Raw genomic sequence first — 26,984 nt, forward strand, 5'->3', positions numbered from 1 at the left:
ATATTGAACGATGAAAAAGGTTGTAGTAGGTTTGGCTGTGATGTTAGGATTCTGTACGTGTGCTCACAAGCCTTCCGGTACATTGGATGTGAATAAGGCATTAGATTACTGTGCGGAACAGACACAACGTACGCTTGCAGAACTGAAAACGGATTCTGGTATTGACTATACGATGATGCCGCGTAATATCATGCCCGACGAGCAGCACTGGAACTGCCGTAAGGCGACGAAAGAAGAATGGTGTGCCGGTTTCTGGCCGGGTGTTCTTTGGTATGATTACGAATATACACAGGATAAGCAGATTCGGGAAGAAGCTGAGAAGTTCACCAACTCTCTGGAGTTCCTGTCTCGAATTCCGGCCTTCGACCACGATCTGGGGTTCCTTGTATTTTGTAGCTACGGAAATGGTTATCGCCTGACCAAGAATCCTGCTTACAAACAAGTGATACTGGATACAGCCGATACATTGGCTACATTATTCAATCCGACAGTGGGCACTATCCTTTCATGGCCTCGCGAAGTGAAGCCGCGCAACTGGCCGCACAATACCATCATGGACAATATGATTAATCTTGAAATGCTTTTCTGGGCAGCGAAGAATGGCGGTAATCCCTATCTGTATGATGTAGCGGTTGCCCATGCGGACAAGACCATGAAATGCCACTTTCGTCCTGACTATACTTCGTATCACGTAGCTGTATATGACACGATTACGGGGAATCTTATTAAAGGAGTCACCCATCAGGGATATGCCGACAGCACTATGTGGGCGCGCGGACAGGCATGGGCAATTTATGGCTATACCGTAGTCTACCGTGAAACGAAAGACCCGAAATACCTGGATTTTGCGCAGAAAGTGACGGATGTCTATCTGGAAAGACTGCCTGAAGATAAAGTTCCTTATTGGGACTTCGATGACCCGGCTATTCCAAATGCTCCTCGTGACGCTTCGGCAGCTTCGGTAGTTGCTTCCGCTTTGCTCGAATTATCTACGTATCTTCCCAATGGAACAGGAAAACGTTATAAGGATGCGGCTATCGGGATGTTGGCGAGTCTGAATTCCGACAGCTATCAGAGTGGTAAAAGTAAGCCTTCATTCCTGTTGCACAGCACAGGACACTGGCCGAATCATTCGGAAATAGATGCTTCTATTATCTATGCGGATTACTATTATATCGAAGCCTTGTTAAGATTAAAACGTCTTCAGGAAGGGCATGGAGTGCTTGGATAAGGCGATTAAGTGAAGTATGCTGCCAATGCCACAGTACAGATTGGCTTAAAAAATAAATGCTCTGCAAGAACTATTCATTCTCTGCAGAGCATTTTTACTGGTTAGGGTCAGGTTGTTTATTATTGTTTCACCTTGATGATGTCATAATTCAAATCGCTTACAGCTTCCTGCAAACTATCGTTTACCAGGCGAAGAGTAGTATCGTTTACAATCACGAAATACATCGGTTCGTCATTACCATCTTTCGGAGTTAACTTAACAGCGGTAACAGGCTTTTTGTTCACGACTTTGTGTACAGTCTGCTGTTTTCCTTTTGAAGTGAAGGTTTTGTTTTTACCTTGTCCATCGGCATCCAGGTAAGTCATATCCAGTGTATAAGTGGTATCTACACCGTCGGTTGCAGCATTCAGGGTCAGTACATAGTCGATGCCCGGGCCGTCGGCAGCAGGAAGGGTACCGGCATAAACTTCAGTCATTTCTGTGATTGGAGTCATGGCAATGGCAAGGCTGTCTGCTTCTGCCTCTGCGGTTTTGTTGGCTTTTGATTGGCAAGATGCCAAAGCAGCTACAACGGCTGCTAACATAATTACTTTTTTCATCATTAAGTGCTTTAAGTTAATATAAATATAGTGAGCTATCGCTCGGTTTTCTCTATTCTTCATCCCGTTTGATGACCAGCAGTTTGTCTACTCGTCCCCGATCCATATCCACTACTTCGAATTGCAGGTTCTTGTAAGTAAAGATGTCTCCGGCTTTCGGGATACGGCCTATCAGGAACATGGCCAGTCCGCCTAAAGTGGTGAAGTCCTCGGACTCCAGGTCTTCATAAGATAAAATTCCCATTTCTTCCATGAAGTCGTCAATGTTCATTGAAGCTTCCACCAGCATCGAACCATCCTGCCTTGTGACGATTTCTTCTTCTTCCGTTTCATCCTCTTCAAGGATGTCTCCAAAGATACTTTCGGTCAGGTCGTGCAGCGTGATAATACCTTCCGTACTACCATACTCGTTAACAACAACTCCGAACTTGTTTTTGTTCTTCTTAAATAGCTCTAAAACTTTATTTGCATACAAACTTTCCGGAATAAAGAGGGGCGGACGGGCTATTTCACGCAGATTGAACTGCCGTTGGCTGCCTACCATCAGGATAATATCTTTGACGGAAACCACTCCGATAATCTCGTCTTTCCGTTCATCCACCAACAGGTATTTGCTGTAATGTTCTTCCTCGATAACTTTCATCACTTTCTCCCGTGTATCGTCAGGATGCAGAATGATAAGATCCCTGCGATGTGTCATCAGTTCGTTGGCACGCTTGTCCGAGAAGCGGAATACGTCACGTATCATTTCCGTCTCTTCCTTGTCAATCACTCCCTGTTCCGAACTTTGATGGAGAATCATTTTAATTTCTTCCTGCGTCATGGGGCGTTCTTCGCTTTTCAGACCGATAAGTCTGTTCAGCAGCCGTGTAGAGATACTTAGCAACCATACAAAAGGGTAAGATACTTTTGTCAGCAGAATCATAATCGGACTGAATAAGATGGCGTATCTTTCCGGATTACTCAGGGCAATGGATTTGGGAACCAGCTCTCCGATGATGAGGGAAAGATAAGTGATGACTGCCACGGTTGTAATCATGGCGAGGTTGCGTGCGTAGGCTTCCGCTCCCGGAATGAGGGAGAACAGGGGGACGAGGTCGTCGGCAATGGCTACTCCACCATATGCACCGGATACAATACCGATCAGTGTAATGCCGATTTGAATAGTGGACAGGAACTTTTCCGGCTCTTCCAGTTGTTTCAATACTCCGCGTGCGGATTTGTTGCCTTTCGCGACAAGGGTTTCAAGACGTGCTTTACTGGATGATACCAGCGCAATTTCATACATGGCAAACACGCCATTCAGTATGAGTAAGAAAAGAATGATAAGAAATTCCATAAATGGATTAAAATGGTTATTGCTTCGAAATTACATAAAAAATGAATACTCTCTATATTTATTAATGATAATTGGGTAAAATTGTTTGCTTCATCATATCAGAATTTTGCATAGTGGGGAAAATGTGCGGATGACCTAAGGCATTAGGATATAATTTGTATTGATAGTATTCAGGCACGGAATTGCTTCAAATTCCGTGCCTGAATGTATTCATTAGAGAGTACTACTCTTCTTTTATTCTAATTATTTCTTTGCGTAGCTGTCTGCTTTGGCTTTAGCGCGTTCGATACGTTTTGCGGTATCCGGGTGAGAGGAGAACATTCTCTGTACATAAGAAGATTTCGGAGCGTCCTTTGCCAGTTCAGCCAGTTTGGTTAATGAATTGGCCATAGCGTAAGGGTCGATGTTGTTTTTTACGCAGAATTCAACACCATACTCGTCTGCTTCGTTTTCTTGCTTCTGTGAATACTGTGCGCCGGCAAGAGCTTCTGCCATGGCTCCAAGTTCGGAGTCGGTCAGTTTGGCAACCTTGTCGCTGGCTGCTCCCGCTGCGTTCTTCACTGCCGAGCGGAGATAGGCGTTCTTCATTGCGTCTTTTGAGTCTGTGTGAACCACGTGACCGATTTCATGTCCAATCACCGCCATCACTTCTTCGTCAGTCATAACGTCCATCAGTCCGGCGCAGATGCGTACGCTACCGTCGCCGCAGGCAAAGGCGTTGACGTCTACTACTTCATAAACACCGAAGTTCAGTTTCAATCCGTCCATTTCTTTGATGTGTCCGGTCAGTTTCTCCAAACGTTTGCCGTACTCTGTGTCAGGTTTTGTCAATGGATTGTGTGTGTCCATCCACGCCATGTATTCCTTACTCATGTTGGCGATGTCGGCATCTGATAAAGTTACTGCCGATACTACGTCTTTTCCTGCTTGCAGGGCTTTACCTACATTAAATTTCTTTCCGAACTGTGCGGAAGCTGTCATTCCCATGCCTAATAATACTAAGGCAATCATAGCAATTTGTCTTTTCATACTCTTTTAATTAACGTTCAATTATAAAATTAATATTCAAATGTAATTCCTAAAGTTGGTAGCAACGTACCGCTTGATTGTTCAATCCGTTTCATCCGGTAGTGCCGGCTATCGGCGGGAGCATCCGGGTTTTCAATGATACCAGTGCTCATGAGCACATCTTGTTGTTTCTGTTTACTCATCGTGATATTCTGCAAGTCGATATAGAATCCCAACATGCAGTGTTTCAGATAGAATGTCTTGTCGATACGGATGTCTGCCTGTGCAAAAGCGGGAAGGCGTTCTTGATTGTATCTCGAATAATCATAGTATGCCTTTCCTTGCGCATCCCAAGCAGATACAAGCGATGATTTGCTCTCGTCATAAGGCGTGTAGGGAGCACCACCGATGCAGCTCACTTTCATTCCGACACTCCATTGATGGGGGAGATTATAAGTTCCGTGCAGGTTGAAAATAAACCGGTTGTCCCATGCGGACGCAATGTATTCGCTCTCTTTGTCGTTGCGGTATTCACTTTTAAATAAGGTAAAGGAAGAAGCTAGGTTCAGCTTCTTGGCTATGAGCCATTTTACCAAAACCTCTGCGCCGTAGGAGCGTCCCTGTGCGGTGGAAGTCAGTAATTCGTTTCCGACTACTCCATAGTCATTTCCTTTGCAGGCAAGGGGAATTCCGTCTACCATGGAGAGCGGTATCTTGTCATAATCCTTGTAGAATCCTTCAACGGAGACCTCGAACGAATCTCCTTTGCGCCAACTGATTCCCAAACTTTCCTGGCTGACTTTCATGTAGCGGAGATTGTGTTTGTTGGCATACGTCCCATTGTTGTTCTTGAAGCCGAGGGCCGTGTAAGGGGGAAGCTGATAGTAAAGTCCTGCATTGCCGCTGACGAACCAATGGTCGGTCAGTTGGTAAGAGAGCGAGATGCGGGGGGATAGTTGGTCGGAAAGCGACTTCATTGCCGACGAATAATTATTGGCATCGGCTCTCAATCCCAGGGAAGCAGTGAAGCGTTCGTCCATTGATGAATAATTGATGGTTCCGAAAAGTCCCCAACGCAGAATTCCCAAGTAGGTGTGATAATCGAACGTTTGTGCCTGGTTGGTATATACTTTCTGGAAGGTAGTATTGGAATACTGGCTGTAATCCAAATTCACTCCAAGGTTGATTTTCCAGTTTCGGAAAGAAGAATTGTTCTCGAAACGGAACTTGGTTTCCTGTTCGGTTGAACGAAGGCGGAGCATCAGGTTTTCAGGAAGACTTTCGTCATTCTGGCGGTATTTCGTATTACGGTTGTTCAGGTAACTGTGGCTGACTACGACCGATTGTACATGTGCACCTGCATAATGGCGATATACAGCACCCAGCGTAAATGTCTCCTGCTTGATTTTAGGCAAGTAGCTGAGAATATATTCGTTGTCTTCACTGTCGGCTTTCGTATTCAGCCGCATATTGTCAATTCCGCCCAGTCCTAATACGGTCAGTTCGTTCTGCTCGTTGAAGCGGGTTTTCAGTTTGAATTGGGCGTCGGTGAAAGTCGGCAGGAAAGGCAGGTCGAGCATATCAAAAAGGAACTGCAAGTAGGATTGGCGTACGGATACCAGATAGGAAGTCTTTTTCCCGATGTGTCCATTGGAAGCGAGAGAAACTTCGGAAGCTCCGAGAGTTGCCTTTAGTGAATTGCGTTCCATATCTCCGTCACGCAATTTGAAGTCGAGTACCGAACTAAGTGCGTTCCCTTTATCGGTGGGGAAAGCACCGGTGTAGAAGTTCACTTCGCGTATCAGATCGGCATTGAGGATGCCTACGGGGCCGCCGGATGCTCCTTGTGTGCTGAAATGGTTGATATTGGGGATTTCTACTCCGTCCAGATAAAAACGGTTTTCAAAAGGAGAACCGCCACGCACGATGAGGTCATTACGGTAACCTATCGGTGAGAAGGCAACTCCGGGATAAGACTGTACGATACGCGAAATATCCCGGTTGGCTCCCGGACTCTTTTCTATTTCCTGTAGTCCGATGATACGCAGGCTGACAGGGCTTTCCATATCACGACGGAAAGGAGAGGCTGTGACGGTGACTCCTTCGAGTTCGGTCAGGTTCTCTTCCATCTCAATCGGGATATTCAGATTTTTGGTGGAAAGGATGTATTCGGGAGTGGTGACACTTTTGTATCCGATGGCTGATGCTTGCAGGCGATAGATGCCGGGCGGCACCTGTTCTATTGTGAAATGTCCTTCCGCGTCGGTGACACCGCCTTTGTTCAGCCCGATAACCATCACATTGATAAATTCCAATGGTTGGCGGCTGTTTCTGTCAATCACTGTTCCTTTTATTTGATGCATAGGTTGAGCATGCAACGGAAAGAACAGGATATTGAAGAATAAAAGAAGTGTCAACAGTCTTTTCATGTGATTGCAGTTTAGTGCTGCGAAAGTACGAAAAAAGTATTAAAGAATGATATATTCGGTGAATAAAAAAGGAATAAGTCTTATATTTGTAGGACATATTAAAACAGATTCCTTATGAAGACTGTAAAATTGATTACTTGTAATGATGCGATGAAGGCACATATCCTTCAGGGAGCGTTGGAAAATGAGGGTATTGAGTCTATCCTGCATAATGAGAACTTCTCCACCTTATATAAGAGTTGTGTGAGCAGTATAGCAGGAGTCGACATTTTGGTGGCGGACGAAGATTATGCAAGGGCTGTCCAGGTGTTGAGAGATAACGAGAGCTGGCCGGAAGAGTTGACGCTTTGTCCGTTTTGCGGTTCGCCGGATATTAAGTTTATATTAAAAAAAGGAAAGAAGTTGCGTGCAATAGGGGCGGCAATCCTTTCGATGTTGGCGGCAGCCCCTCCTGGAGATAATCATTGGGAGTATACCTGTGCACAGTGCCATAAGAATTTTGAAGTGCCTGTTTCCAAATTTTCTTCTTCGGAAGAAAGGGAAGAATAACTTTATATAACTATATACACATAATGAATAAGAGAAATTTTTTGTTAGCCGTTTTATTATTACTATTGGCAGCGCCTTCTTTTGCTGCCCGGGTAGATACTTTATTAGTAAATAGTCCTTCCATGAATAAAGATGTGCAGGTGGTAGTCGTTACGCCGGATGCTGCACTGGGGAAGAAAGCGGTGGCTTGCCCCGTCATCTATCTGTTGCACGGTTACGGCGGAAACGCAAAGACATGGATTGGGGTAAAGCCGAATCTTCCGCAGATTGCTGATGAGAAAGGAATTATCTTTGTCTGTCCGGACGGAAAGAATAGCTGGTACTGGGATAGTCCGAAAAATCCGTCTTACCGTTATGAAACTTTTGTTTCATCAGAATTGGTGAAGTATATTGATGAACATTATAAGACGGTTGCCGACCGGAAAGGACGTGCCATCACCGGCTTGAGCATGGGCGGACACGGGGCGATGTGGAACGCTATCCGTCATAAAGATACGTTTGGTGCAGGCGGAAGTACCAGTGGTGGAGTGGATATTCGTCCCTTCCCGTTAAACTGGGAGATGGCGAAACAGTTGGGTGAATTTGCACATAACAAAAAGTCATGGGACGAACATACGGTCATCAATCAGATTGACAAGATTGAAAACGGGGATTTGGCAATCATCATCGACTGTGGTAAATCGGACTTTTTCCTGAATGTGAACAAGGATTTGCACAACCGTCTGCTGGCTAGAAAGATTAATCATGACTTCATTACCCGTCCGGGCGGACATACCGGAAAGTATTGGAACAACTCTATTGATTACCAAATCTTGTTCTTTGATAAGTTTTTCAAGAAATAAAACGGTAAATACTTGACTTTGGCTTTTTGATGTCGTATCTTTGGATACGTAATCATAAAATAGATTGAGGGTAAACTACGATAGAAGGAGAAAGTGAAAGCTTTCTCCTTTTTTGTTGTAGGCCAAAGGAACGGAGAGCTTTCTCCCGGCTCATATTGGGAGTGAGCCCGGGGATAAAGAGGTTTTAGCTGCCGGATGATGGTAAATCAGACCGTTTGTTAGGTAGAATCAGATGCTTTGTCCGGTGAAAACAGACGCTTTGTTAAGTGAAAACCGATGCTTTGTTTGGTAATAAATAAGGTTGAGGTATGAAAAGAACCTTTATAGGTTAAGAATTTGTAATTCTGCTCTTGACAAAAATGGAGTGACTCTGCTGGTTTATACTGTGGGTTGTTGTTCGGAATGAGATCATTCGAAAGAAATGGAGATGTTGCGTGTGTATGGATAATAACCGGACTCTCCTTTGGCATAGGTAGTTTGACAACCCATCTTTGTTGGATTTCCTTCTTTCTTATTTTAGTCGTAATCCACCCGTAAACCGTCTGCTTGCCGGACTGCTGACACTCTTCTCTATCTTGAATTGTGCTTTTGATGATTTATCTTCCTCTTCCTCTTCTTGCGGTGGATAAGTGCCTTCGATAACTCCAATTGCAACTTTTAATAGTCTTTCATTAGGGTCACCAAATGGCAGGAATTCACTATAATTGGTAACTCCGTCAATGCTTGTTTCACTGACTTTTAGCTTGTCGTTAGGTACGATAGCTCCCCAATCGTCGTGAGTGGAATTATAAACCGTGCAGACTACCGGATTCACAGACCATCGGAATTCTTCATTGATGAACTGTTCCGTTGCCACAGTTTGTCCTTTAGTGGAACTACCGATAGTTGCAATAGGATAACTGTCTTTCAGGAAAAGACTTCTGATTAGCATTTCCGGTGCTCCGGCAGTTGTTGAGCTGGTGATGGCATATAGGCTGGACTGATTTAAATTAACACCGGTTTTCAATACGTCGGGGTCAAAGTTAATAGTGGCATCTTTATCCCTGTTTTTATCATTGTATTCCAGATAAGCCATAGGCTCGTTTAATCGGGCGCTTGAAGTTAGGATTGTGCCTAAGAGTTGGACGCAATCTAATGAACCACCGGCATTATATCGCAAATCGAGTATAACATGTTCCACGCCCGCTGCCAGAAACTCTTGTGAAACTTTACGCAATTCATTGTTGTATTTCTCAGGTTCGGTTTTGGTTCCGGCAGTGAAGCTGTTGTACATTAGGTAACCAATTATAGTAGTGCTCTCGGGCGGAGATATGATTTTATATTCGTGTACCGGATTATCTTCCACAACTCGTGCGGCAGGTAGTTTTTTTGTTATACCGTTAGGTATTACCTTATATACATATTTTTCTTCTTCTTTATTTCCTTCTTCTGTATCAGCTTTTGTTTTATCTCCTTCTTCTACCTTTACTTTCTCCCATATTCCCATCACCAAATCCCGAGCTTCTGTTCCTTGCAACAATTTAGTTTCATATTTCTTACTGATATAAGAAGTGTCTACTTTCATAATCCAGTCGCCACGTACTAGTCCGGCTTGTGCTGCTGGTGAACCGGGAATTACATAAGTAATCAACGCATTGTAAGCTGTATCAATGTCTGCGCTTCTGACAAGTGAATAATCAAAGCCATACGTAGGCAGTGGAGTTTCCATAATGGAATCCACGAATGAATAACTATCGTTCTTTGATTTTACTTTAGATAAAAACTGGTCAGGTTCCAGAAACAGGTTTACATCATTATAGGAAGGTAGTTCCTGATACCACAGATAGTTCTGTTGCATAATATCCAACAACCATGTATCCAACGCTGTTTGGTGGGCATACTCCGGCCAACGGTCGACACCGCAGGAGAAAAAGCCGCTGATAAATACGATAACCAGGGCAGGTATGAGGATTATCTTTCTTAATTTTGTCATCATAAAAAGCTTTTCACTGTGCAAATGTAGGAAATACTTTGCTTATCTACCACATTTATGGTATAAAAATGCCTTTAATGTGTGATTGGCTGTTAGCAGATATAGCCTTATTTTTGCAATATCAAAGTTATCAATAGGTATTAAAAGATTTTTTGAATGGATATAGCTGCATTATTATCAGGAGGTGTCGACAGTTCGGTTGTCGTGCATCTCCTTTGCGAGCAAGGATACAAGCCGGCTCTTTTTTATATCAAGATAGGCATGGACGGTGCGGAATATATGGACTGTTCGGCGGAGGAAGATATTGAACTGTCTACCGCTACTGCCCGAAAGTACGGTCTATCTCTGGAAATCGTTGATTTACACCGGGAGTATTGGGAGAGTGTGGCAGCCTATGCCATTGATAGAATCCGGCAGGGATTCACGCCGAATCCTGATGTGATGTGCAATAAACTTATTAAGTTCGGTTGCTTTGAACAGTGTATCGGAAAAGATTTCGACTATACAGCGACCGGTCACTACGCTACCACATTAGAGCGTGACGGTCAAACCTGGTTGGGTACGGCAAAAGACCCCGTAAAAGACCAGACCGACTTTCTAGCACAAATTGATTACTTGCAAGTCTCTAAACTGATGTTCCCTATTGGTGGATTCATGAAGAACGAAGTGCGTGAAATTGCCAATAGGGCAGGATTACCGAGTGCAAGGAGAAAAGACAGCCAAGGAATTTGTTTTCTCGGAAAGATAAATTATAATGATTTTGTCCGTCGTTTCCTTGGAGAGAAAGAGGGAGCGATTATAGAATTGGAAACTGGAAAGAAATTGGGTACCCATCGCGGCTATTGGTTCCACACTATCGGACAGCGAAAGGGACTTGGTTTGAGTGGTGGCCCCTGGTTTGTGATAAAGAAAGATATTCAGGAGAATATTATCTATGTATCTCGAGGGTATGATGTGGAAACACAATACGGCAATGAATTCCGAATGCATGACTTCCATTTCATTACCGATAATCCCTGGGAAGGACAGGACAAGGAATTGGATATTACTTTTAAGATTCGCCATACTCCTGAATTTACCAAAGGAAAACTCATACCGGAAGGAGAGAACCAATTCCGTATCTTATCTTCCGAAAAGTTGCAGGGCATTGCTCCGGGACAGTTCGGAGTGATTTACGATAAAGAGGCAAGAATCTGCATGGGAAGTGGGGAGATTATCTGTTAAATAGTTATGGAGGAAGATTGAAGGGTAGCGTCAGATATAATATTCCGCCAAATCCACAATCCCCGCTCGCATGGCATACTTGGTTGCTTCATGCACATTATTCACCCCCAACTTACGAAAGATATTTTTGCGATGACTGTTTATCGTATGAAAGCTAAGTTTTTTTTCTGCCGCAATCTCCTTGGTCGTTTTTCCTAATGCGATTTCTTTTAGAATATTCTTTTCCGTCTGCGTCAGCAAATGGTCGTCTACGGCAGATGCCGCCATCGGAGAAGTGGCGCCGGAAAGTAATAGATTGCTGACATGATTACAGATATATCGCTGTTTGCGGGTAGCGCATTGGATGGCAGTCATGATTTCCTCTTTGGAGTTATCTTTCATCACGACTCCGAAAGCCATGCTGCTGAACAGAATCTGACGAAGAAAATTAAGACTAAGCTCGTCAGAGAACAGAATCCAGTCGGCTTCCTTAAACCTCTCTTGCAGTACAATCAGTTCGTCTGCTCCGGCAAAGTCGAATAACGTATAATCCAGGATAATCACCGCTTGCGGATACAATCGTAGTTGCTGAATCAGTTCAGCCTTATTGTCAGCTTCTAAAAGGGTGGATATATCCTTTTGCTTGCTTAGCAGAAACATCATTCCTGCCTTGCTGATATCTTGATTGTCTGCGATGATAAATTCTCTCATGGTTTAATGGACTAACGGACGGATAAATAAAAAACTCCGCTACAAATGTACGCATTTTGCGCGATTTGTAGCGGAGTTATGATAAGATTCTTGTATTCCGGTTACCAGGAACGTCCTTTGAAGATGTTTGACTGGTCGAGCGGAACGATATTTCCGTTCAGTGTCAGGTTATTGTTACTGAAGTTAGGGCTGATTGTAACTGAAGCATTGTTGTTTCCACTGCTCATGGTGATAAAGACTTGAGCCGAAATACCGATGCCTTGAACACTAAATGAACAGTTCACATTTCCTTTCTTGTCTACATTCATCTTCATATCTGAAGAATTGCCATCCACTGTAACACCACCGATACCGTTAGGGCCGGGATAAGGAGTGTTGAAAGCAGTCTGTACAGTAGCTCTGTTGCCATTCATCAGAACGAAGTTGGTGTTTGAAGTCACAAACGCACTCATGCCATTGCGGAAGATTACTTGATTGGCTTCCAATACGAATTGCTTGTTCTTCAAAGCCTGTACAGCTTGCTGATAGGCTGCCATGTCCTGCACCTCTTCTTCGGCGCGGAGTTTTGCTCTTTCCGCATCTCTTTGAGCTTTTCTTTCTGCGCGGCGTGCTGCTGCGTTACTTTCCTGTGCATACATCATCGTGCTTGCACTCACTAATACTAATGCTAATAATGCAATAAACTTTTTCATAACTTTTTTTTGTTTAGGTTTAATACGTTGTCCGTTTATTGCAAAAACAAAGTCTATGCCAGATTGTTCATGAACGCCTTGCAATTTTATATCCGATGGCTGCAACGGCAATACTCATTAAAGGGCTGATAATGTTGAAAAAACAATAGGGTAGATACACAAGTGTCGGCACACTCAGGATTGTAGCCTGGGTCATTCCGCAGGTATTCCATGGAATCAGCACGGATGTAACGGTTACTGAATCTTCCGTAGTCCGGCTCAGCAAGCAACTTTCGTATCCTTTTTTAGCATAAATATCCCGGAACATATTACCGGTAAGAATGATACTGATATATTGGTCGGCAGTTGCCAGGTTGAGAAAAAGACCGGAGCAAACCGTTGCAGTCACCACACTGACTGTCTTCTTCATGAAGCGGACAAAGATGGAAGTGATACTTCCCAGCATGCCACTCGCTGTCATTGCTCCGCCAAAACACATGGCGCACAAAATCAACCAGACGGTATTCATCATTCCGGACATACCGCGCGTAGCAATTAAATCTGTCAGAACGGCATTGTCAGAATGCAAATTTGTCCCTCCATAGACAGTCATCATCAGACCTTTAAACAGAGAATCGGCACCGGAAGTCATCATCCCTGAAATCTCCCGCAACAAATCCGGCTGAAAAATTAAAGCAAAAATACCGGCCAGCAATGTAGACAGGAATAAAGTAATAATGGAAGGAACTTTCCGGGCAATCAATATTCCCGTTGCCACAGGGACTATCAATAGCCAAGGGGTGATATGAAACTTCTCATTCAATGCGGCTGCCACTTCCATGATATGCTGCGTATTGCTTGCGTCATGCGAGAATCCCGCTACGGTGAAAATAATCAGCGTGATAATGAGGGAAGGAACGGTCGTTATCATCATATAGCGGATATGCCTGAATAGGGGAGTATCTGTTACGGAAGCAGCTAATATGGTCGTTTCCGATAGAGGTGAAACCTTGTCTCCAAAATAAGCACCGGAGATGATGGCTCCCGCAATCCATCCATCCTCAAATCCTTGTGCTCTGCCGATACCCATCAATGCGATACCGATGGTAGCAATTGTCGTCCACGAACTACCGGTCATGACGGAGATGAGTACACAAATGATGCAGGTAGATGCGAGGAAGAAACTGGGATGAATGATTTGCATTCCATAATAAATCAGAGTAGGTACTATGCCGCTAATCATCCATACACCGCTTAGTGCACCGATAATGAGCAGGATAATGATAGCTGTTGTCACTCCGGCCACATTGTTGGTAATTGCTATCTCGTAATCTTTCCACGGAATTTTGTAAAAAGCCATACCGATAAGGATGCACACAGCGGTAGTGCTAAGTAATGATACTTGGCTTCCACCACTCAGGGCATCACTGCCGAAAGTGTGAATAGTGGCCACTAACATTAATATGAGTACGATAATCGGTATCAGCGATACAATAGGGGAAGGAGCTTTTCTCATGCTGAATTCTATAACGCTTTATTTATTATTTGGCTGATGTTTATTTTTGACTGCAAAGATACAATAAATAAAGTGGAATTTTTGTGCATTGCGGGATAGAGCAATAAAAATTATTATAAGTTTATATTTTCTTGGAATATAGGCAGGTGTAAGCGTTAGTCAAGAATTGCCTTACGTCTTAGCCACCAATAACGGATAAAGAGTATTCCGGTGAGAATCAGTGCTATGGACAGTCCTGTGTAAAATACAGAAATGAAACTGTCCGGCAACAGGCGGAGACTTCGGATGGTGATTCCCAAAGAAATCATGAATATCATCACTATCCAGCTTTTTACGTCGAAGAAAGAGAAAGGACAGTTACGGGTTTCTTTCTTTTCTTCAATCCGGCGGGTATGTTTATAATAAAGTCTTCTGAAAATCAAGATAAAGAATAATAAGAAAACAACAGTTGCCTCTCCAATTTTGAACATCCACTCTTGAGAGCTGTTCAGCCAAGTCACAATTCCTATTCGTAAGATGTTGGCACCGGCGATAATCCAAACAGTGCCGGCGGTGATTAGTAAGATTTGCTTGTTAACTCCGTATTTCATTGGCTTTTTTTTGTAATAAACGGTTTGACCGTTTATTTTGTTGACTCATTTCTTATAGAAAAGCGTAATTAATAAAGAAATCACAGTTAAAATGACTCCGACACCAATGACACCGTGCCAACCATACAGTTGCCAGAAACTACCGGCAAGGAATGTTCCCATAGACCCGCCTATAAAGTAAGTTGTCATAAAGACGGTGTTGATACGGTTCGAAGCGCGGGGAGAAAGCTCGAAGATACTCGTCTGATTACTAAGCTGGATGCACTGCATACCTATATCAATAATGATAATGCCGGCAATAATACCTATATATGTACTTTCTCCCACATAAAACAGCAACCAGGCGAAAAGAATTAATCCGCAGCCGATAAAGTTGAAGCGGCGTACACCTACCTGTTTTACGTATCTTCCTACAAAAGATGCCGTCAACGCACCGGCTACTCCGCAGAGTCCCAACAGTCCGATGACGTCGCTAGTGGCGAAGAATGGAGCTTGCGCCATCTTGAATGCCAGGCAAGACCACATGGCTAGAAGGGAGCCGAAGTTCAGCGCTGCCCGGATGGAATAAATGCGTAGTTGCGGAAACTCTTTTACCAAAGCTACCAGGGATTTCATCAGGTCGCTGTATTTCCCTTTGAAATTGGTCTGGATATCGGGAAGGACTTTCAATACAATAATCGCGCAGACCAACATCATGCCGGCGGCGATATAGTACATTTCACGCCACCCGAACAGTTCGCCGACGAATCCGCTGACGACGCGTGAAGCCAGTATGCCGGTGAGCAATCCTGAAAGTACGATTCCTACGTTCCTGCCTTTGTGTTCGGGACGTGAGAATTGGGCGGCTATGGGAATGAATATCTGCGGAATCATGGAACAGGCTCCCGTAAGGAATGAGGCAACAAGTATCAGGTGGATGTTATGCGTCAGGGCAATAGTCAGCAGGGAGAATATCAGGACGGTAAAGTTGGCGAGTATGATTTTCTTCCGTTGGCACAAATCACCTAAGGGGGTGATAAACAACAGTCCGGCTGCATAGCCAATCTGTGTGACCATGGCAATCAGGTTGGTTCGGAACTCTGATATGCCAAGTTCATGGCGTATCATATTCAGAAGAGGTTGGACATAATAGATGTTGGCTACCGAGATACCCGCCACAATAGCAAGTGTCCAGAGGATAGACGCCGGTAGTCCCCCGTTTTCTTTTAATGGCTGTTTCATGCCGCAAAGATAATAAAATAGATGCTCACTCAATGAAGAAAGTGGTGGAAACTGTATTGCCTTCCCCATCTACTGCTGTCAAAGAATGTTTTCCGGGAGCGGGTTGCAGGGAAATCTTGTGGAAATCCTGCGTTTGCGTCAGGTAGGTGTCATCGAGATGCCAGAATAGGGTGGCATTGGGGTCGTTGTGAGCCAATTCGACGGTCATGAATCCTTTGCTGCCGTCCAGTTGTTTCGTCAATTTGATGTGCGCATTTATCGGGGGATAGATGAATTGCATAGGTTGGAAAGTGTCTTCCCCACAACCTGCTTTGAAAGGGGGGAGAGGGCTGTATTCCGGATGGTGCTGCTTGTAGTACCATTCCCATACGGGGGGAAGGGTAAACCATGACTTTTGAAGGGTCGGTTCTGTGTTGGCACAGTTCTCGTAGACACGGTGCTTTTCGTCAGCAGATAATGTGATTAGATGATGGTAGGGGCAAGCGTCCGTGCGCAGTCCGGCAGGAAGAATCAGGATTGTGTCCGTTTCTTCGCAGAATCTACCTTTCAAATGCCCTGAACGGCGGCATGCTTCCGCATCCACAAAAACACTGGTCGGACGTTCAAACCAGGATGAAGCGGGAAGGTAATTGAATATATCAAATAATACGGGGCCTGCCGTTTGCGCACCGACCAGTCCCGGCTTTCCTTCACCGGTTGCATTTCCTACCCATACCCCGACTGCATAGCGAGGGGTGACACCGACTGCCCAGGCATCCCGGAATCCATAACTGGTTCCTGTCTTCCAGGCAATGGTTTGCATGGACGGGATAGACTTCCAGTCGATTTCTTCGGGGCGGTTTACTTCTTTCAAGGCATCGAATGTTTGCCACACAGCACCTTTGTCCCAAATGAAATTCTTCTGAGTGCTCTTCCGGGTAGTCTCGTTTTCTTCTTCTTCTTTCTTTTCCTCTTTCGCCATTATAATCCCGGCTTCTTTCTTTTCGGAGAGCTTTGAATCCGGGTGAGGAATGAGACTCCGTCCCATTTGGGCATAGACATTCGTCACATCCCACAAGGTCGCTTCCGCTCCCCCTAGAATCAAAGATAATCCATAATGAGACGAAGAGCGGGTGATTGTCTTGAATCCGGTCTGTTGCAGGAAATTATGAAATTTAGGTACTCCGTATCTTTGCAGCATCGTCACGGCGGGAATATTCAATGAACGGGCAAGTGCTTCCGAAGCCGGGACAGCCCCTTCGTATTGCATGCTGAAATTCTGAGGAGTAAAGCCGTTTATATTAATAGGTATATCCGGCAATAACATATCGGGCAATAAAGAACCTTCCTGCAACATGGCATAATATAGAAAAGGTTTTAAAATACTGCCTGTGCTCCTGGGAGCTTGAATCACGTCAACTTGATTGCCACCCTGCTTCCGGTCGAAATGCACATTCCCGCAATAAGCTATCACCTGATTGGCGGGTATATCAATCACTAGAATAGCCAGATTACGAATATCGCTCCGGTTGAACTCATTGCTCCAACGTTCTGCCAAATCTTCTATGTGGGTCTGTATCCCCCGGTCGATGGTAGAACGGGTATATTGCCCGTTTCTCTCCTTATAAAAACGGCTGACTAAATGGGGAGCTGTCTGCGGAAGAGGATGCGGCTCGTCGGGAAGCGGTTCGGTGACAGCCAGTTCATAGGTCGATAAATCTATAATTTTCTTTTCAAGGAGTTGTTTCAATAACCGGTTTCGTTTGGAAAGCAGCATCTTCCGTCCTTTGGACAGGTGAATCATAGCGGGAGCATTGGGAAGCACGGCAAGCATGGCGGATTCCGCCCATGACAGGTCTTCCGCCGAATGCCCGAAATACCGCCAGGCTGCTGCGTCCAGTCCTACTACATTGCCGCCGAAAGGCGCATGAGATACATACATGGATAAGATTTCTTCTTTGGAAGCCCGGAATTCGAGCCGGGTAGCCCAAATCATTTCGATTATTTTCTCTCCGAAAGTCCTCGATTCATTCCGGGCAAGACGGATGGTTTGCATGGTCAGTGTACTTCCACCACTGATAATACGTTTGTGCTTGGTGTTCTGATAGATAGCTCTCCCGACAGATAACGGATTGACGCCCCAATGGTGATAGAAATGCTTGTCCTCGAATGTGATGAGACATTGTTTGATTTTCTCCGGTGTGGTCTCGCGTGGTGGAAACCGCCACTGTCCGTCGGAAGCGATACGTGCCCCGAGCAATTCATCATTACGGTCGGTGACGACAGTAGAATAGGGGACATGAAACAGTTGCCGGGGAAGACAAAAGATATATCCAATCAACAGGAAAGTAAGGATGCCAAGCATTACTTTCCTGAATACTGATAATCGTTTGAAGAACTGATAGATAGAAATCATTGAGTGGCAAAAGTTGGGACACCTATATTTATGATGAATGATTAGGCACGGATTACACGGATTACACGGTTCTACTCATTAACTAAAAAACCGTGAAATCCGTGTAATCCGTGCCTGAAATTTACCTGCTCACCGTCGTTCTTCCCGCTTTACTTCGTGCCTGTACGGTTGCGTCATACATGGCTTCGCATTGAATAGCCGGAAGGATGAAGTTACCTGCATAGGTCGCTTGCAGCCTGACAGTAAATACTTTCGTTTCTCCACGGCGTAGATTGAAATAAGTCAATACACGGTCGTCGCGAATATCCTGATAGGAATACTTGCTGATTGAGTTTTTAGGACTACTGGTTGCACTGGCGGCGTTCTCTGTATCAGCAACCAGCATTCGTTCATTGTATATCTCCCATCCGGACGGTATGATATGCGTCAGTGCCAGGTTGATATAGTCCGAAGTGCCACTGATATTGGATATGGCGGCAACAGCGATAAAGTCAGTACCTTGCCTGATATCATCTATTGATATAGGTGTACCGTTCAGGTCTGCATATCTTATATCCATCCGGATATTGTCCGAAATGGCAGGCAGCGTATCATTCAGCAACTGTGTACGTGTGATAACATCTACGCCCAGTGCTCCCTTGCCTTGATTCCTTATCGAAATCGTACCGGATTTCGGGGAAGTGGAAATCTCTTTCTCAAATACAGCCTTGGCAGATTTTACCGCAGGTTGTTGTTTGCCGTTCCATGTCCATGTGAAATCCAATGTACCTGATAGCTTCTCGGCCAACCGTCCCATTGCCATAAGGGCGAAAGCGGTGGATTGAGTACTGAACCAGTTCTCTTGTGACAGATTCTGTGATACTTTCTTCGCCTGTTGAAGCGCATCCCGTTCGCGGTTCATCAGAATCAATGTTTCCAGAATCATCGCTTCATCCCGGTCGGATGAACCATATATCAGGTTCATTGAAGAATAGGGGATAACGGTAGTCTCGGCATTGTACACTAATTCCTCGGCAGGTTTCATCTTTCCTGTTAGAGCATAGGCGGCTGCCAGTCTCCATTTTGCCTGGATAGACAATCCTTGTTGCTCTTTCATCCGGTTCATAGCCCCGTATTCCGGTGCGCCTGCCAATGCCAAAGTGTACAGGCGGAAAGCCTGCATCAATTCTGACTGCCATTGCTGCCAACTACTAGCATCCTGCGGCATACGCCAGTTTTGAGCCGCCGCGCGTTGGAAACGTTTCCACTTATTCAATGCATTGGAGTGAACGGCGTAGCCTTTCTCTTGTGCCAGTGTGAGGAACATTCCTGTATATGAACTAATCCATTCGTCGGCAACGGCATTTCCCGGCCAATAGATAAATCCGCCGTTCGGAAGTTGGCGGGCATAAACCTGCCGGATGGCTTCCTGTACATTTGTTTTTATTTTCTCTGCTTCCTGCTCGTCCACCGCTTTAAATTGGGAGACGAATAAGAGTGGCAGGGCTTTGGAAGTCAACTGCTCCGTGCAATGGTGCTGATAGTTGTACAAGAAGTCGAATCGACGGCTGATATCTACCGATGGAATACGGGAAACTTCCAGTTGGATATGATTATCGTCGGAAGAACCGGCAAGGCTGTATGACAGTTCTCCGCTTTGTCCGCTCTCTACCCATTGGCTGTTGCGTAATGTCACAATCGGGTTCGGGTTGCGCACTTCGATTTCAATGGTTTCTTTCGTCTGTTGTCCGCCACCGCTTGCTGTTAGGTGGATAGTTGCTTTTCCCGTCTTGCTGCCCGTCTTTAATGTAAAGAAAGTAAGTTGGTCGCCCGGCTGATTGAAGGTCAGTGATTGTTGCGGAGAACCGACAACCTGAACACCGCCACCGGTAGCCTGGATAGATACTGTAACATTCTTCACCTGATTTTCCATGGCAAAGATATTTACCGGAACGGTAATCTCCTCTTGAATGCTAAGTACGCGTGGTAAAGTAGACAGCAGCATTAACGGTGTCCGTACATAAGACGTCTTTTCCGCATTGCCATAAGCTCCGTCCTGTCCTGCCACTACCATGGTACGTACCGAACCTACATACATCGGCAATTTCAATGTATGTGTCTCACGCTTCCCTTTACCCAGATAGAAAGGCCCTATAAATTTAACTACCGGTTTGAAACGGTTCGCTTTGGCATCCGCCGGCTTCAATGAAGCGTCACCGCCTGTGCTGAAAAGAGAACTGTAACTTCCGGCGGAAGCCCCCAATACATTATCATACATATCCCACGTCCGGATACCGAGCGCTTCACGTGAATAGAAGTCGTTCCAGGGGTCGGGAGTCTTGAAGTTTGTTAAATCCAGCAAACCGTCATCTACGATAGCCAATGTATAAGTCATCGGCTTCCCGTTCTTTTCGCTGACGGTGACATTGAAACTTGTTTCCGGCCGCAACACTTCCGGCATCTGTATCTGCGGTTGCAATATAGTCTGGTTATTAGTCACGAATACCGGGACAACACCATACATGCGAATCGGTAAGTCATTGACCGTTTGTGCATGAGGCTGCAACAGGCTGATGTGCAAATATACGTTCGGTGCCATTTCCGGCGTAACCTTAAAGCTGTATTTCGTATCTCCCTGATTGGATACCTCTATCCATTCCTGTTTAAGTACAGTCGAACCGTTTTCGATGGATACCAACGCACGACCACCGGCTGCTGCGGGGATAATGGCTGTCGCTGTTTCGCCTATTTCATAAGAATCCTTATTCAGTGAGAAAGCAAGCATCTTGATACCGCTGGGGTCAGATTTGCTTGAACGTCCTCTCCAGTCCGGCCAGTCTACATAGATAGTGCCCCCGGTGGCGTGTCCGCTCTCTTTATCTTTCACATATACGAGATAACGTCCCCAACTCGGATAGTCGACACGGAACTTGAAGGAAGCCTTCCCGCCGTTGGTTTGCAGGTTTCCACTGGCTACCGGTGTGATGGAACTGCTGTTTATATAGGAACTGAAAGATTCGTCACTGTTCTCCCACCACCAGCTCCAACTGATACGGTATATTTTGTATTCCAGATTCGAACGGCTTACGGGTTTTCCTTCTGGATTAACGGTAACAACATCAAATACATGGTCTTTATCCGTTTCAATGTATTTTCCTTTCGGCTGATTCAGATTGATACCCACATAAGATGTGAACGGTGAGAAAGGAACGCTTTGTGTGTAAATGCTCGCGTCTCCGCCCGGTTCAAAAACACGCGTTGTGAAAGAAGCGTTCAGCATCCCTGGCGCATTGGTTGCAGCCGGTAGTTTCAGCGTAACTCCCACTCTTCCTTCCGCGTCGAGCGCACCATCGAATACATCCGTCTTGATGGTTGAGAAATCCGTAGCCGGATTATTGAAGATATATTGTCCGTAGTTCTTGAATTGTGTGTTTACCCTGGACAATGACATTTCTACTTTAGCTTTCAGGCGTGAAGCGGTTGCTCCTGTCAGCCATGCGGAAGTAAGCGGAGCATAAAATTCTTTGTCTGTTGCCTGAAGTACTCTGGGCAGTGCCAGTGTTATTTTGAGCCGGTTAGGCTTTATCGTCTCAATGCGTAGCCCTTTGTGGAAAGTAGTTCCGCCTACTTTTACGTATGCATTCCAAAGTCCGGTGGGGTCATCGGCTTGCGTCGGGACATCAAAGGTGTAGAAACCGTTCATTCCCTGCGTCGAAATCATCTTGGTATAGAACTGTCCTTTCGGATTGTAAATCTCCAGTGCTACCGGATGCTTGTCCGGTATTCTTTTTTCGCGGTCTTCCAGGATGAAGGATATATGCAACGTATCTCCCGGCCGCCATACACCTCTTTCACCGTATATAAATCCCTTCAACCCTTTCAGAATATCTTTTCCGCCCACATCGAACCGGCTGACGGATTGTTCTTCCCCGTCCACCACACGTACATAGGCTTTTTGCTTGTCCGATTCTGCCACGACAATAAAGGGTACGCCTTTCGGAGCGATTTCCGCCAGTCCTTCTCCGTTTGTTTCCCCTTTGCCTATCACTTGCAACTGGAAGTTGTAAACGGTGACTTGCGCTTTTCCGACCGGTTTGGTATCCAGAATATTGCTGACTGCAATCCATAAATTATTCAGGGAGTTTCTCTTCACAATCATTCCCAGATTAGAAGCAAAGACATTGCAGGCTGCTGTCCGATCCGAACCCATGTAGTAGGATGGATGGCAGGGATTATTCCGTTCCTGCCAACGATATAAACTCCAGTCCATTGTTGAACCGTTATAGTAATAATAGGCTTCGGGAGTATCCCAAACGGCTTCGTCTTCTTCCGATATAACGTTTCCGCTTACTTTTGTCAGACCATCGGAAGTGCTGTCGGCAAATTTCATTTCCTGATTGTCACTACCACCGCAAGGATAAGCTGAATACTCTTGCCGGAAAGATAAAATGACACGATAGATAGCACCCGGCTCTTGATGAATCAGTCCGGCAAGGTCTATTGAGTAATCTTCCCAACGGTGAACGTCCTTGGAAGAGTCTTTACCCAACCACAATGTTTTCTTATAAACCAGTCGTCCCGAACGGCGTAACTCATTGGCGGAAGCCAGTGAATTGCTCTGCATGAACATCAATACATTATTCTCGAAAATGCGTATCACACTCAAGTCCACCGCATACAGATTGACAGCGCGGAACGGGATAATCAAGCTTTTGGAATCGGGAAGAATAGCTGCCGAAGTGGACATTTCAACCTGCGGCTTCAGATTCAGTTCGCTGAACGAGATAGAATGTGAAGTTCCCAAAGTCTGCTCCTGACTGCTTTTTACTCCTTCGTGAATATTTAAAGTCAGCTTATTTATCTTGTTCGCTTCGAAATAGATAAATACTTTATTGTCCTTGATTTGAGTGATAGAAGAAGATACTTCCGGTATTTCAATCAGTCCTTTCAAATCCTGGGTATTGGATACGGGATCGGAGAATACAATTTCAATCCCATTCTCTGGTTGGTCAACGCGTTCGGCAGTCAGAAAGCGGAAACTGTCTTTTGCCGGAATCAGAATTTCTTCGCTTTGTGTATGGTCAATTCGTGCGGGACTTCCATTGGCTTTTATCTCCAGTTGGTAATCTTCCGCCTCTCGTGGAATCCGGTTGATATGGAATTCATAACGGGTAGAATTGTCGGTGGAAGTAATCTCTACCGGATAGTTTTTGCTTTTCCCGTTACCGGCTGTCAGCATTTTCTCCACCTCTTCTTTCTTCACTACATCACTGAAACGTATTTCTCCTTTTATGCTTACTTCGTCGGGCTGGGTAGCGGTAATCGTTATCGGTTCTGTATGGATGGTAAAGTTACGCTCTTGCACCCGGAATGAGAAATTGAACTCCTTTAGTTTCTTATCGACTTCAATAAAATCTCCGAGTTGGAAAGTCCCCTCATAAAATGCCCCCGGTTTCAGTGTCCCTTCTTCCGGAACAAATTCAATGGTATTATTGCTGACCCAATATGCTTTTCCTTTCAATGAGGGCGAGAAGCTGAACGGGTTATCTTTCAATTCATTATTCATATCCACCATTGGTTGGTCGTGCGTCAGTTCGATGCGTATGGTCGAGCCTTGTGAAATGACTCCACCTGTATAAGCGTTAACGTATGGCGCATATTCTGCGGAAGGGATAATGTCTTTTTGACTGTGCGTACATGCGGAAAAACTCACAATCAGCATTAAAAAGAAGAATAATCCGGTAGCAATGTTGCTACATCTGGTTTTAATTTGTCCCATAGCGAAGAGGTTTTTACGATTCAACGAACAAATATACTGTTTTTATGATAGATTCTTTTCAAATCTCCTTATTTTTGTACACTCTAATAAGATTGTTTATGGGAAAAAAGAAAGAATACAAAGAAGCTAACCGCCGGTTTCTGAAAAGATTGGCTTCTCAGGAAGGTGTTTTTGCATTGCCGGGCGGTATCTATTATAAAGTGTTGGAGACTGGTGAAGGAACGATTTCTCCCGGTGCGCGGAGTATTGTCACCGTACATTATACGGGAAGTCTGATTGACGGCCGGATATTTGATAATTCTTATGAACGCAATTGCCCGGATGCCTTGCGGCTTAGTGATGTGATAGAAGGTTGGCAGGTGGCACTTCAAAAAATGCACGTTGGCGATAAATGGATTATTTATATACCTTATACACTGGGATACGGTAATAAGAATACTGATTCTATACCGGCTTACTCAACATTAGTATTCGAAGTGGAACTATTGGCTGTTGCATAAAGACAGGGCTTTTGATTGTCAGAGACAAGGATATCTTTCCTTCAGCTTTTTCATAAAGGATTTGCTTACTTGCAGGGATTCCGAGTTACTGAAGGGAGGAAGTAGCAGGCAATTATTATCTTCAATAGATGCCAGATAAGTGATATTGATAATATAAGACTGGCTGATCTGAATCAGATAAGGATGCAAACTCAGTATTTTCTGTGAGTTTGTATTTCTCTTCAATATTAAGGTATGCTTATTATACAATACAACTTCCCACAATTTACTTTTGGAGTTATAACGGAAATAACCGATTTCTTCAAAATGAACCACTTGTAAATTTCCGGTAATAGTAGTGTATAAAAAAATGTTTTTCTGATTCTTCTCGATGATTGTATGATTACAATGTTCGATGTGTGTCTCTTGGTTGTCCATGTGATTAGCTTGTCTATATAACTTATGTCATACGTTTGTTTTCAGCCAAAGGTAGAGTTTTACTTTTAATCATAAAAATAAAAAGTGTCTCATTTCAGAAATGAGACACTTTTACATAGTAGTATTGGCAGTATTAAAATGAGTTTTTATCCTTCATTGTTCTGATTTTCAAGGAACTGACTGGGTGATACACCATACTTGTCGGAAAAGTTCCGATAGAAAGTTGCCCGTGAACTAAAACCGGATGCGAACATTAATTCTTTCATGCTTTTTCCCGGATTCTCGACTGCTAACCGTTTGAAATATTCCAGGCGGTTACAATTTATATATTCCCGGAAGCCGCTAAAACCCTGACTTTTGATTGCCATCGAAATATCATGTTCTTTTTTGTTTAAGGATTTTGCTAAATCTTTCATGTTATACAGTTGGTCTGTATAAGGATGCTTTTCTTTAAGATAGGTTTCAATAGTTGAGAAGAGTGGGAGAGGCTGAGGCTGAGGTGAGTTTTCTATGTGCGGCATCTCTTTTTCTGTGCTATATACCATACTGATATGATCCGAGAATGGATTCTCATGTCGTAAATATAGTACTGAAAATAAAACGGTGAAAACAATTGCCGTTATGCCGAATAAATTGAATATAAATTCGTTGATACTCAACGTAAACAGAGTGTATATTCCTAAAAACAAGAACAGGAAACCTATGAATAAGTGCATATTCTTATTTATTCTGCGATAGGTCTTAGTGCTGAATATTGCATAAATAAGAATAAAGAGGGGCGTTAAAACAGAAAGTAAGAATATGCAAATCCTAAGTTTGACATCCATATTGTTTATATTCGGTATTATTTCATTCAATGAATAAATAGGAGTTATGACACCGTTGAACCCTAAATAACAGATTCCTACGGTTATTGTAATGATAGGTGGCAATAGGAATGTAAATATTCTGAAGTGGTTAAGATGCCCCGGAGATAGTGAAGCAATGGGGAATAGTGCGACAATATTGGCTAAAGCATACCATTTGAGCATCTTTTCGATGTTAAGCAGATCGATGAAATTATATTCCGGAGTATCTGTAACGATTGTCAACCATCCGATATTTTCCCATGAAAACATGAGCCCTATACACACTGCTATAATTCCCCAATATAATTTCGGGTAATTGTCTTTAGCCCGGAAAATAAGAATAATTCCTGATATCAGTGCAATCAAATCAAGTGTGAGTTCAATTGATAAATGTAGTATTCCCATGTTTATATGACGTGTTTCTAATTTTCCCTTATTTTAATTGAAAAGTCAATGAAACAAAGATAAGTAATTTAGTCATATCAGACAATAGGAAAAATGTCTTTGAGTATTTATTATACCTATATATATTTATTTTTCTTTCAGAGATTCATTTTCTGCCAATTCTTTGATCTCTTTATTCAGAAAAACAGAAAGCACAGTTCTTACCACAACTACTCCGCCTAAGATTGCCAATTCATCTAAAGTCGGATCAACCACAGTTTTCAGTATGTCGGATGCGATCAGAAACTCCAAACCGAGTAAAAGATAACTGCCGAAATCAGCTCTGAGCTGCCGGATGTTATTGATGGTATATGTTCCGTTGAACCGTTTTATTTCATTGCGCATGAAAGCGATGAAGCCGACGAGTACTCCATAGGTGACGATCAGCAGGCTTATAACGCTGATGATAGTAGCAAGCATATTTAAGAAAGTCAGTAGCATTGTGTATAATATTAGGGATATAAAATATAAACAAATAAAGTGATATAATGGTTCTTATAATAAATGATAATGAATGGAAGTTACTAGTAATGCTCTGTTTATTGAGAAAAAAGATAAAGATGCTATATTGCTGTTTCAGTTAGTTAAAAGGAAATTAATGAAACAGTATGTTAATGATATACCGGAATGGGCATTAGCTATTTATGGAACATATTAAATTTATCCTTATGTAAAGAATAAAGATAAAACAATATCTTTGCTATAATTATTTTTATTGCGACTAAAATGATGGTAAGATAG

At 43.9% G+C, this 26,984-nt stretch carries 21 protein-coding genes; 6 read left to right on the forward strand and 15 right to left on the reverse strand.

The features are described from left to right. The first annotated feature begins 10 nt into the window (after positions 1 to 10). On the forward strand, positions 11 to 1,231 hold the full coding sequence (locus BQ7997_RS23445) for a glycoside hydrolase family 88 protein (RefSeq protein ID WP_022139926.1): 1,221 nt from the start codon (positions 11 to 13) through the stop codon (positions 1,229 to 1,231). Positions 1,232 to 1,350: 119 nt separating this feature from the next. Here BQ7997_RS23445 and BQ7997_RS23450 read toward each other — a convergent pair whose 3' ends face one another. The 4 genes from BQ7997_RS23450 to BQ7997_RS23465 form a co-directional block, all read right to left on the reverse strand. After that, the gene (locus BQ7997_RS23450) at positions 1,351 to 1,830 is read right to left on the reverse strand and encodes a copper resistance protein NlpE (RefSeq protein WP_044655449.1); all 480 of its coding nucleotides are present in this window, start codon (positions 1,828 to 1,830) and stop codon (positions 1,351 to 1,353) included. Positions 1,831 to 1,882: 52 nt separating this feature from the next. Next, the gene (locus tag BQ7997_RS23455; protein ID WP_022139924.1) at positions 1,883 to 3,169 is read right to left on the reverse strand and encodes a hemolysin family protein; all 1,287 of its coding nucleotides are present in this window, start codon (positions 3,167 to 3,169) and stop codon (positions 1,883 to 1,885) included. Between the two features lie 243 nt (positions 3,170 to 3,412). Next, the gene (locus BQ7997_RS23460; protein ID WP_044656364.1) at positions 3,413 to 4,198 is read right to left on the reverse strand and encodes a M48 family metallopeptidase; all 786 of its coding nucleotides are present in this window, start codon (positions 4,196 to 4,198) and stop codon (positions 3,413 to 3,415) included. A gap of 29 nt (positions 4,199 to 4,227) precedes the next feature. Next, positions 4,228 to 6,606: a TonB-dependent receptor gene (locus BQ7997_RS23465; protein ID WP_073348257.1), complete on the reverse strand. Its 2,379-nt coding sequence runs from the start codon at positions 6,604 to 6,606 to the stop codon at positions 4,228 to 4,230. Between the two features lie 114 nt (positions 6,607 to 6,720). On the opposite strand from BQ7997_RS23465, the gene BQ7997_RS23470 reads away from it, so the two are divergent. Both BQ7997_RS23470 and BQ7997_RS23475 read left to right on the forward strand, forming a co-directional pair. After that, a complete protein-coding gene (locus BQ7997_RS23470; RefSeq protein WP_073348258.1) occupies positions 6,721 to 7,155 on the forward strand; it encodes a putative signal transducing protein in 435 nt (144 codons plus the stop codon). A gap of 23 nt (positions 7,156 to 7,178) precedes the next feature. Next, positions 7,179 to 7,997 (forward strand): alpha/beta hydrolase, encoded by an 819-nt coding sequence (locus BQ7997_RS23475; RefSeq protein ID WP_073348259.1) that lies wholly within the window; start codon positions 7,179 to 7,181, stop codon positions 7,995 to 7,997. Positions 7,998 to 8,508: 511 nt separating this feature from the next. On the opposite strand, the gene BQ7997_RS23480 is transcribed toward BQ7997_RS23475, so the two are convergent. Continuing rightward, positions 8,509 to 9,972 (reverse strand): S41 family peptidase, encoded by a 1,464-nt coding sequence (locus BQ7997_RS23480; protein WP_073348260.1) that lies wholly within the window; start codon positions 9,970 to 9,972, stop codon positions 8,509 to 8,511. Positions 9,973 to 10,125: 153 nt separating this feature from the next. Between BQ7997_RS23480 and mnmA the strand changes: the two genes are divergently transcribed. Continuing rightward, on the forward strand, positions 10,126 to 11,193 hold the full coding sequence (gene mnmA / locus BQ7997_RS23485; protein WP_073348261.1) for a tRNA 2-thiouridine(34) synthase MnmA: 1,068 nt from the start codon (positions 10,126 to 10,128) through the stop codon (positions 11,191 to 11,193). A 30-nt stretch (positions 11,194 to 11,223) separates the two neighbouring features. Here mnmA and BQ7997_RS23490 read toward each other — a convergent pair whose 3' ends face one another. The 7 genes from BQ7997_RS23490 to BQ7997_RS23520 form a co-directional block, all read right to left on the reverse strand. Then, entirely contained in the window at positions 11,224 to 11,883 is a 660-nt protein-coding gene (locus BQ7997_RS23490) for a response regulator transcription factor (RefSeq protein WP_073348262.1), read from the reverse strand. Positions 11,884 to 11,984: 101 nt separating this feature from the next. Next, entirely contained in the window at positions 11,985 to 12,575 is a 591-nt protein-coding gene (locus BQ7997_RS23495) for a DUF4251 domain-containing protein (protein ID WP_022139916.1), read from the reverse strand. Positions 12,576 to 12,642: 67 nt separating this feature from the next. Beyond that, entirely contained in the window at positions 12,643 to 14,070 is a 1,428-nt protein-coding gene (locus tag BQ7997_RS23500) for a Na+/H+ antiporter NhaC family protein (protein WP_073348263.1), read from the reverse strand. Between the two features lie 155 nt (positions 14,071 to 14,225). Further along, positions 14,226 to 14,660: a hypothetical protein gene (locus BQ7997_RS23505; RefSeq protein WP_022139914.1), complete on the reverse strand. Its 435-nt coding sequence runs from the start codon at positions 14,658 to 14,660 to the stop codon at positions 14,226 to 14,228. Positions 14,661 to 14,705: 45 nt separating this feature from the next. Continuing rightward, on the reverse strand, positions 14,706 to 15,881 hold the full coding sequence (locus BQ7997_RS23510; RefSeq protein WP_022139913.1) for an MFS transporter: 1,176 nt from the start codon (positions 15,879 to 15,881) through the stop codon (positions 14,706 to 14,708). 25 nt (positions 15,882 to 15,906) lie between these two features. Further along, a complete protein-coding gene (gene pbpC / locus BQ7997_RS23515; RefSeq protein WP_073348264.1) occupies positions 15,907 to 18,276 on the reverse strand; it encodes a penicillin-binding protein 1C in 2,370 nt (789 codons plus the stop codon). A gap of 121 nt (positions 18,277 to 18,397) precedes the next feature. Further along, entirely contained in the window at positions 18,398 to 24,034 is a 5,637-nt protein-coding gene (locus BQ7997_RS23520; RefSeq protein WP_073348265.1) for an alpha-2-macroglobulin family protein, read from the reverse strand. A gap of 98 nt (positions 24,035 to 24,132) precedes the next feature. Here BQ7997_RS23520 and BQ7997_RS23525 point away from each other — a divergent pair, with 98 nt between their 5' ends. Then, the gene (locus tag BQ7997_RS23525; protein WP_044655340.1) at positions 24,133 to 24,534 is read left to right on the forward strand and encodes a BamJ family beta-barrel-assembly machinery protein; all 402 of its coding nucleotides are present in this window, start codon (positions 24,133 to 24,135) and stop codon (positions 24,532 to 24,534) included. An 18-nt stretch (positions 24,535 to 24,552) separates the two neighbouring features. Here the strand turns inward: BQ7997_RS23525 and BQ7997_RS23530 are convergent, their stop codons facing one another. From BQ7997_RS23530 to BQ7997_RS23540, 3 genes are all read right to left on the reverse strand, one after another. Continuing rightward, complete coding sequence (locus tag BQ7997_RS23530; protein ID WP_022139908.1) at positions 24,553 to 24,951, reverse strand: LytTR family DNA-binding domain-containing protein; 399 nt, start codon at positions 24,949 to 24,951, stop codon at positions 24,553 to 24,555. 146 nt (positions 24,952 to 25,097) lie between these two features. Continuing rightward, positions 25,098 to 26,204 carry an AraC family transcriptional regulator gene (locus tag BQ7997_RS26075; RefSeq protein ID WP_073348266.1) on the reverse strand — a complete coding sequence of 369 codons (1,107 nt, stop codon included), beginning with the start codon at positions 26,202 to 26,204 and terminating at the stop codon, positions 25,098 to 25,100. Positions 26,205 to 26,330: 126 nt separating this feature from the next. After that, complete coding sequence (locus tag BQ7997_RS23540; protein ID WP_022139906.1) at positions 26,331 to 26,684, reverse strand: DUF1622 domain-containing protein; 354 nt, start codon at positions 26,682 to 26,684, stop codon at positions 26,331 to 26,333. A 73-nt stretch (positions 26,685 to 26,757) separates the two neighbouring features. Between BQ7997_RS23540 and BQ7997_RS25555 the strand changes: the two genes are divergently transcribed. Next, positions 26,758 to 26,901: a hypothetical protein gene (locus BQ7997_RS25555; RefSeq protein WP_159436793.1), complete on the forward strand. Its 144-nt coding sequence runs from the start codon at positions 26,758 to 26,760 to the stop codon at positions 26,899 to 26,901. The last annotated feature ends 83 nt before the right edge of the window (positions 26,902 to 26,984 follow it).

The sequence above is a fragment of the Bacteroides congonensis genome (assembly GCF_900130125.1).
GTDB classification, from domain to species: domain Bacteria; phylum Bacteroidota; class Bacteroidia; order Bacteroidales; family Bacteroidaceae; genus Bacteroides; species Bacteroides congonensis.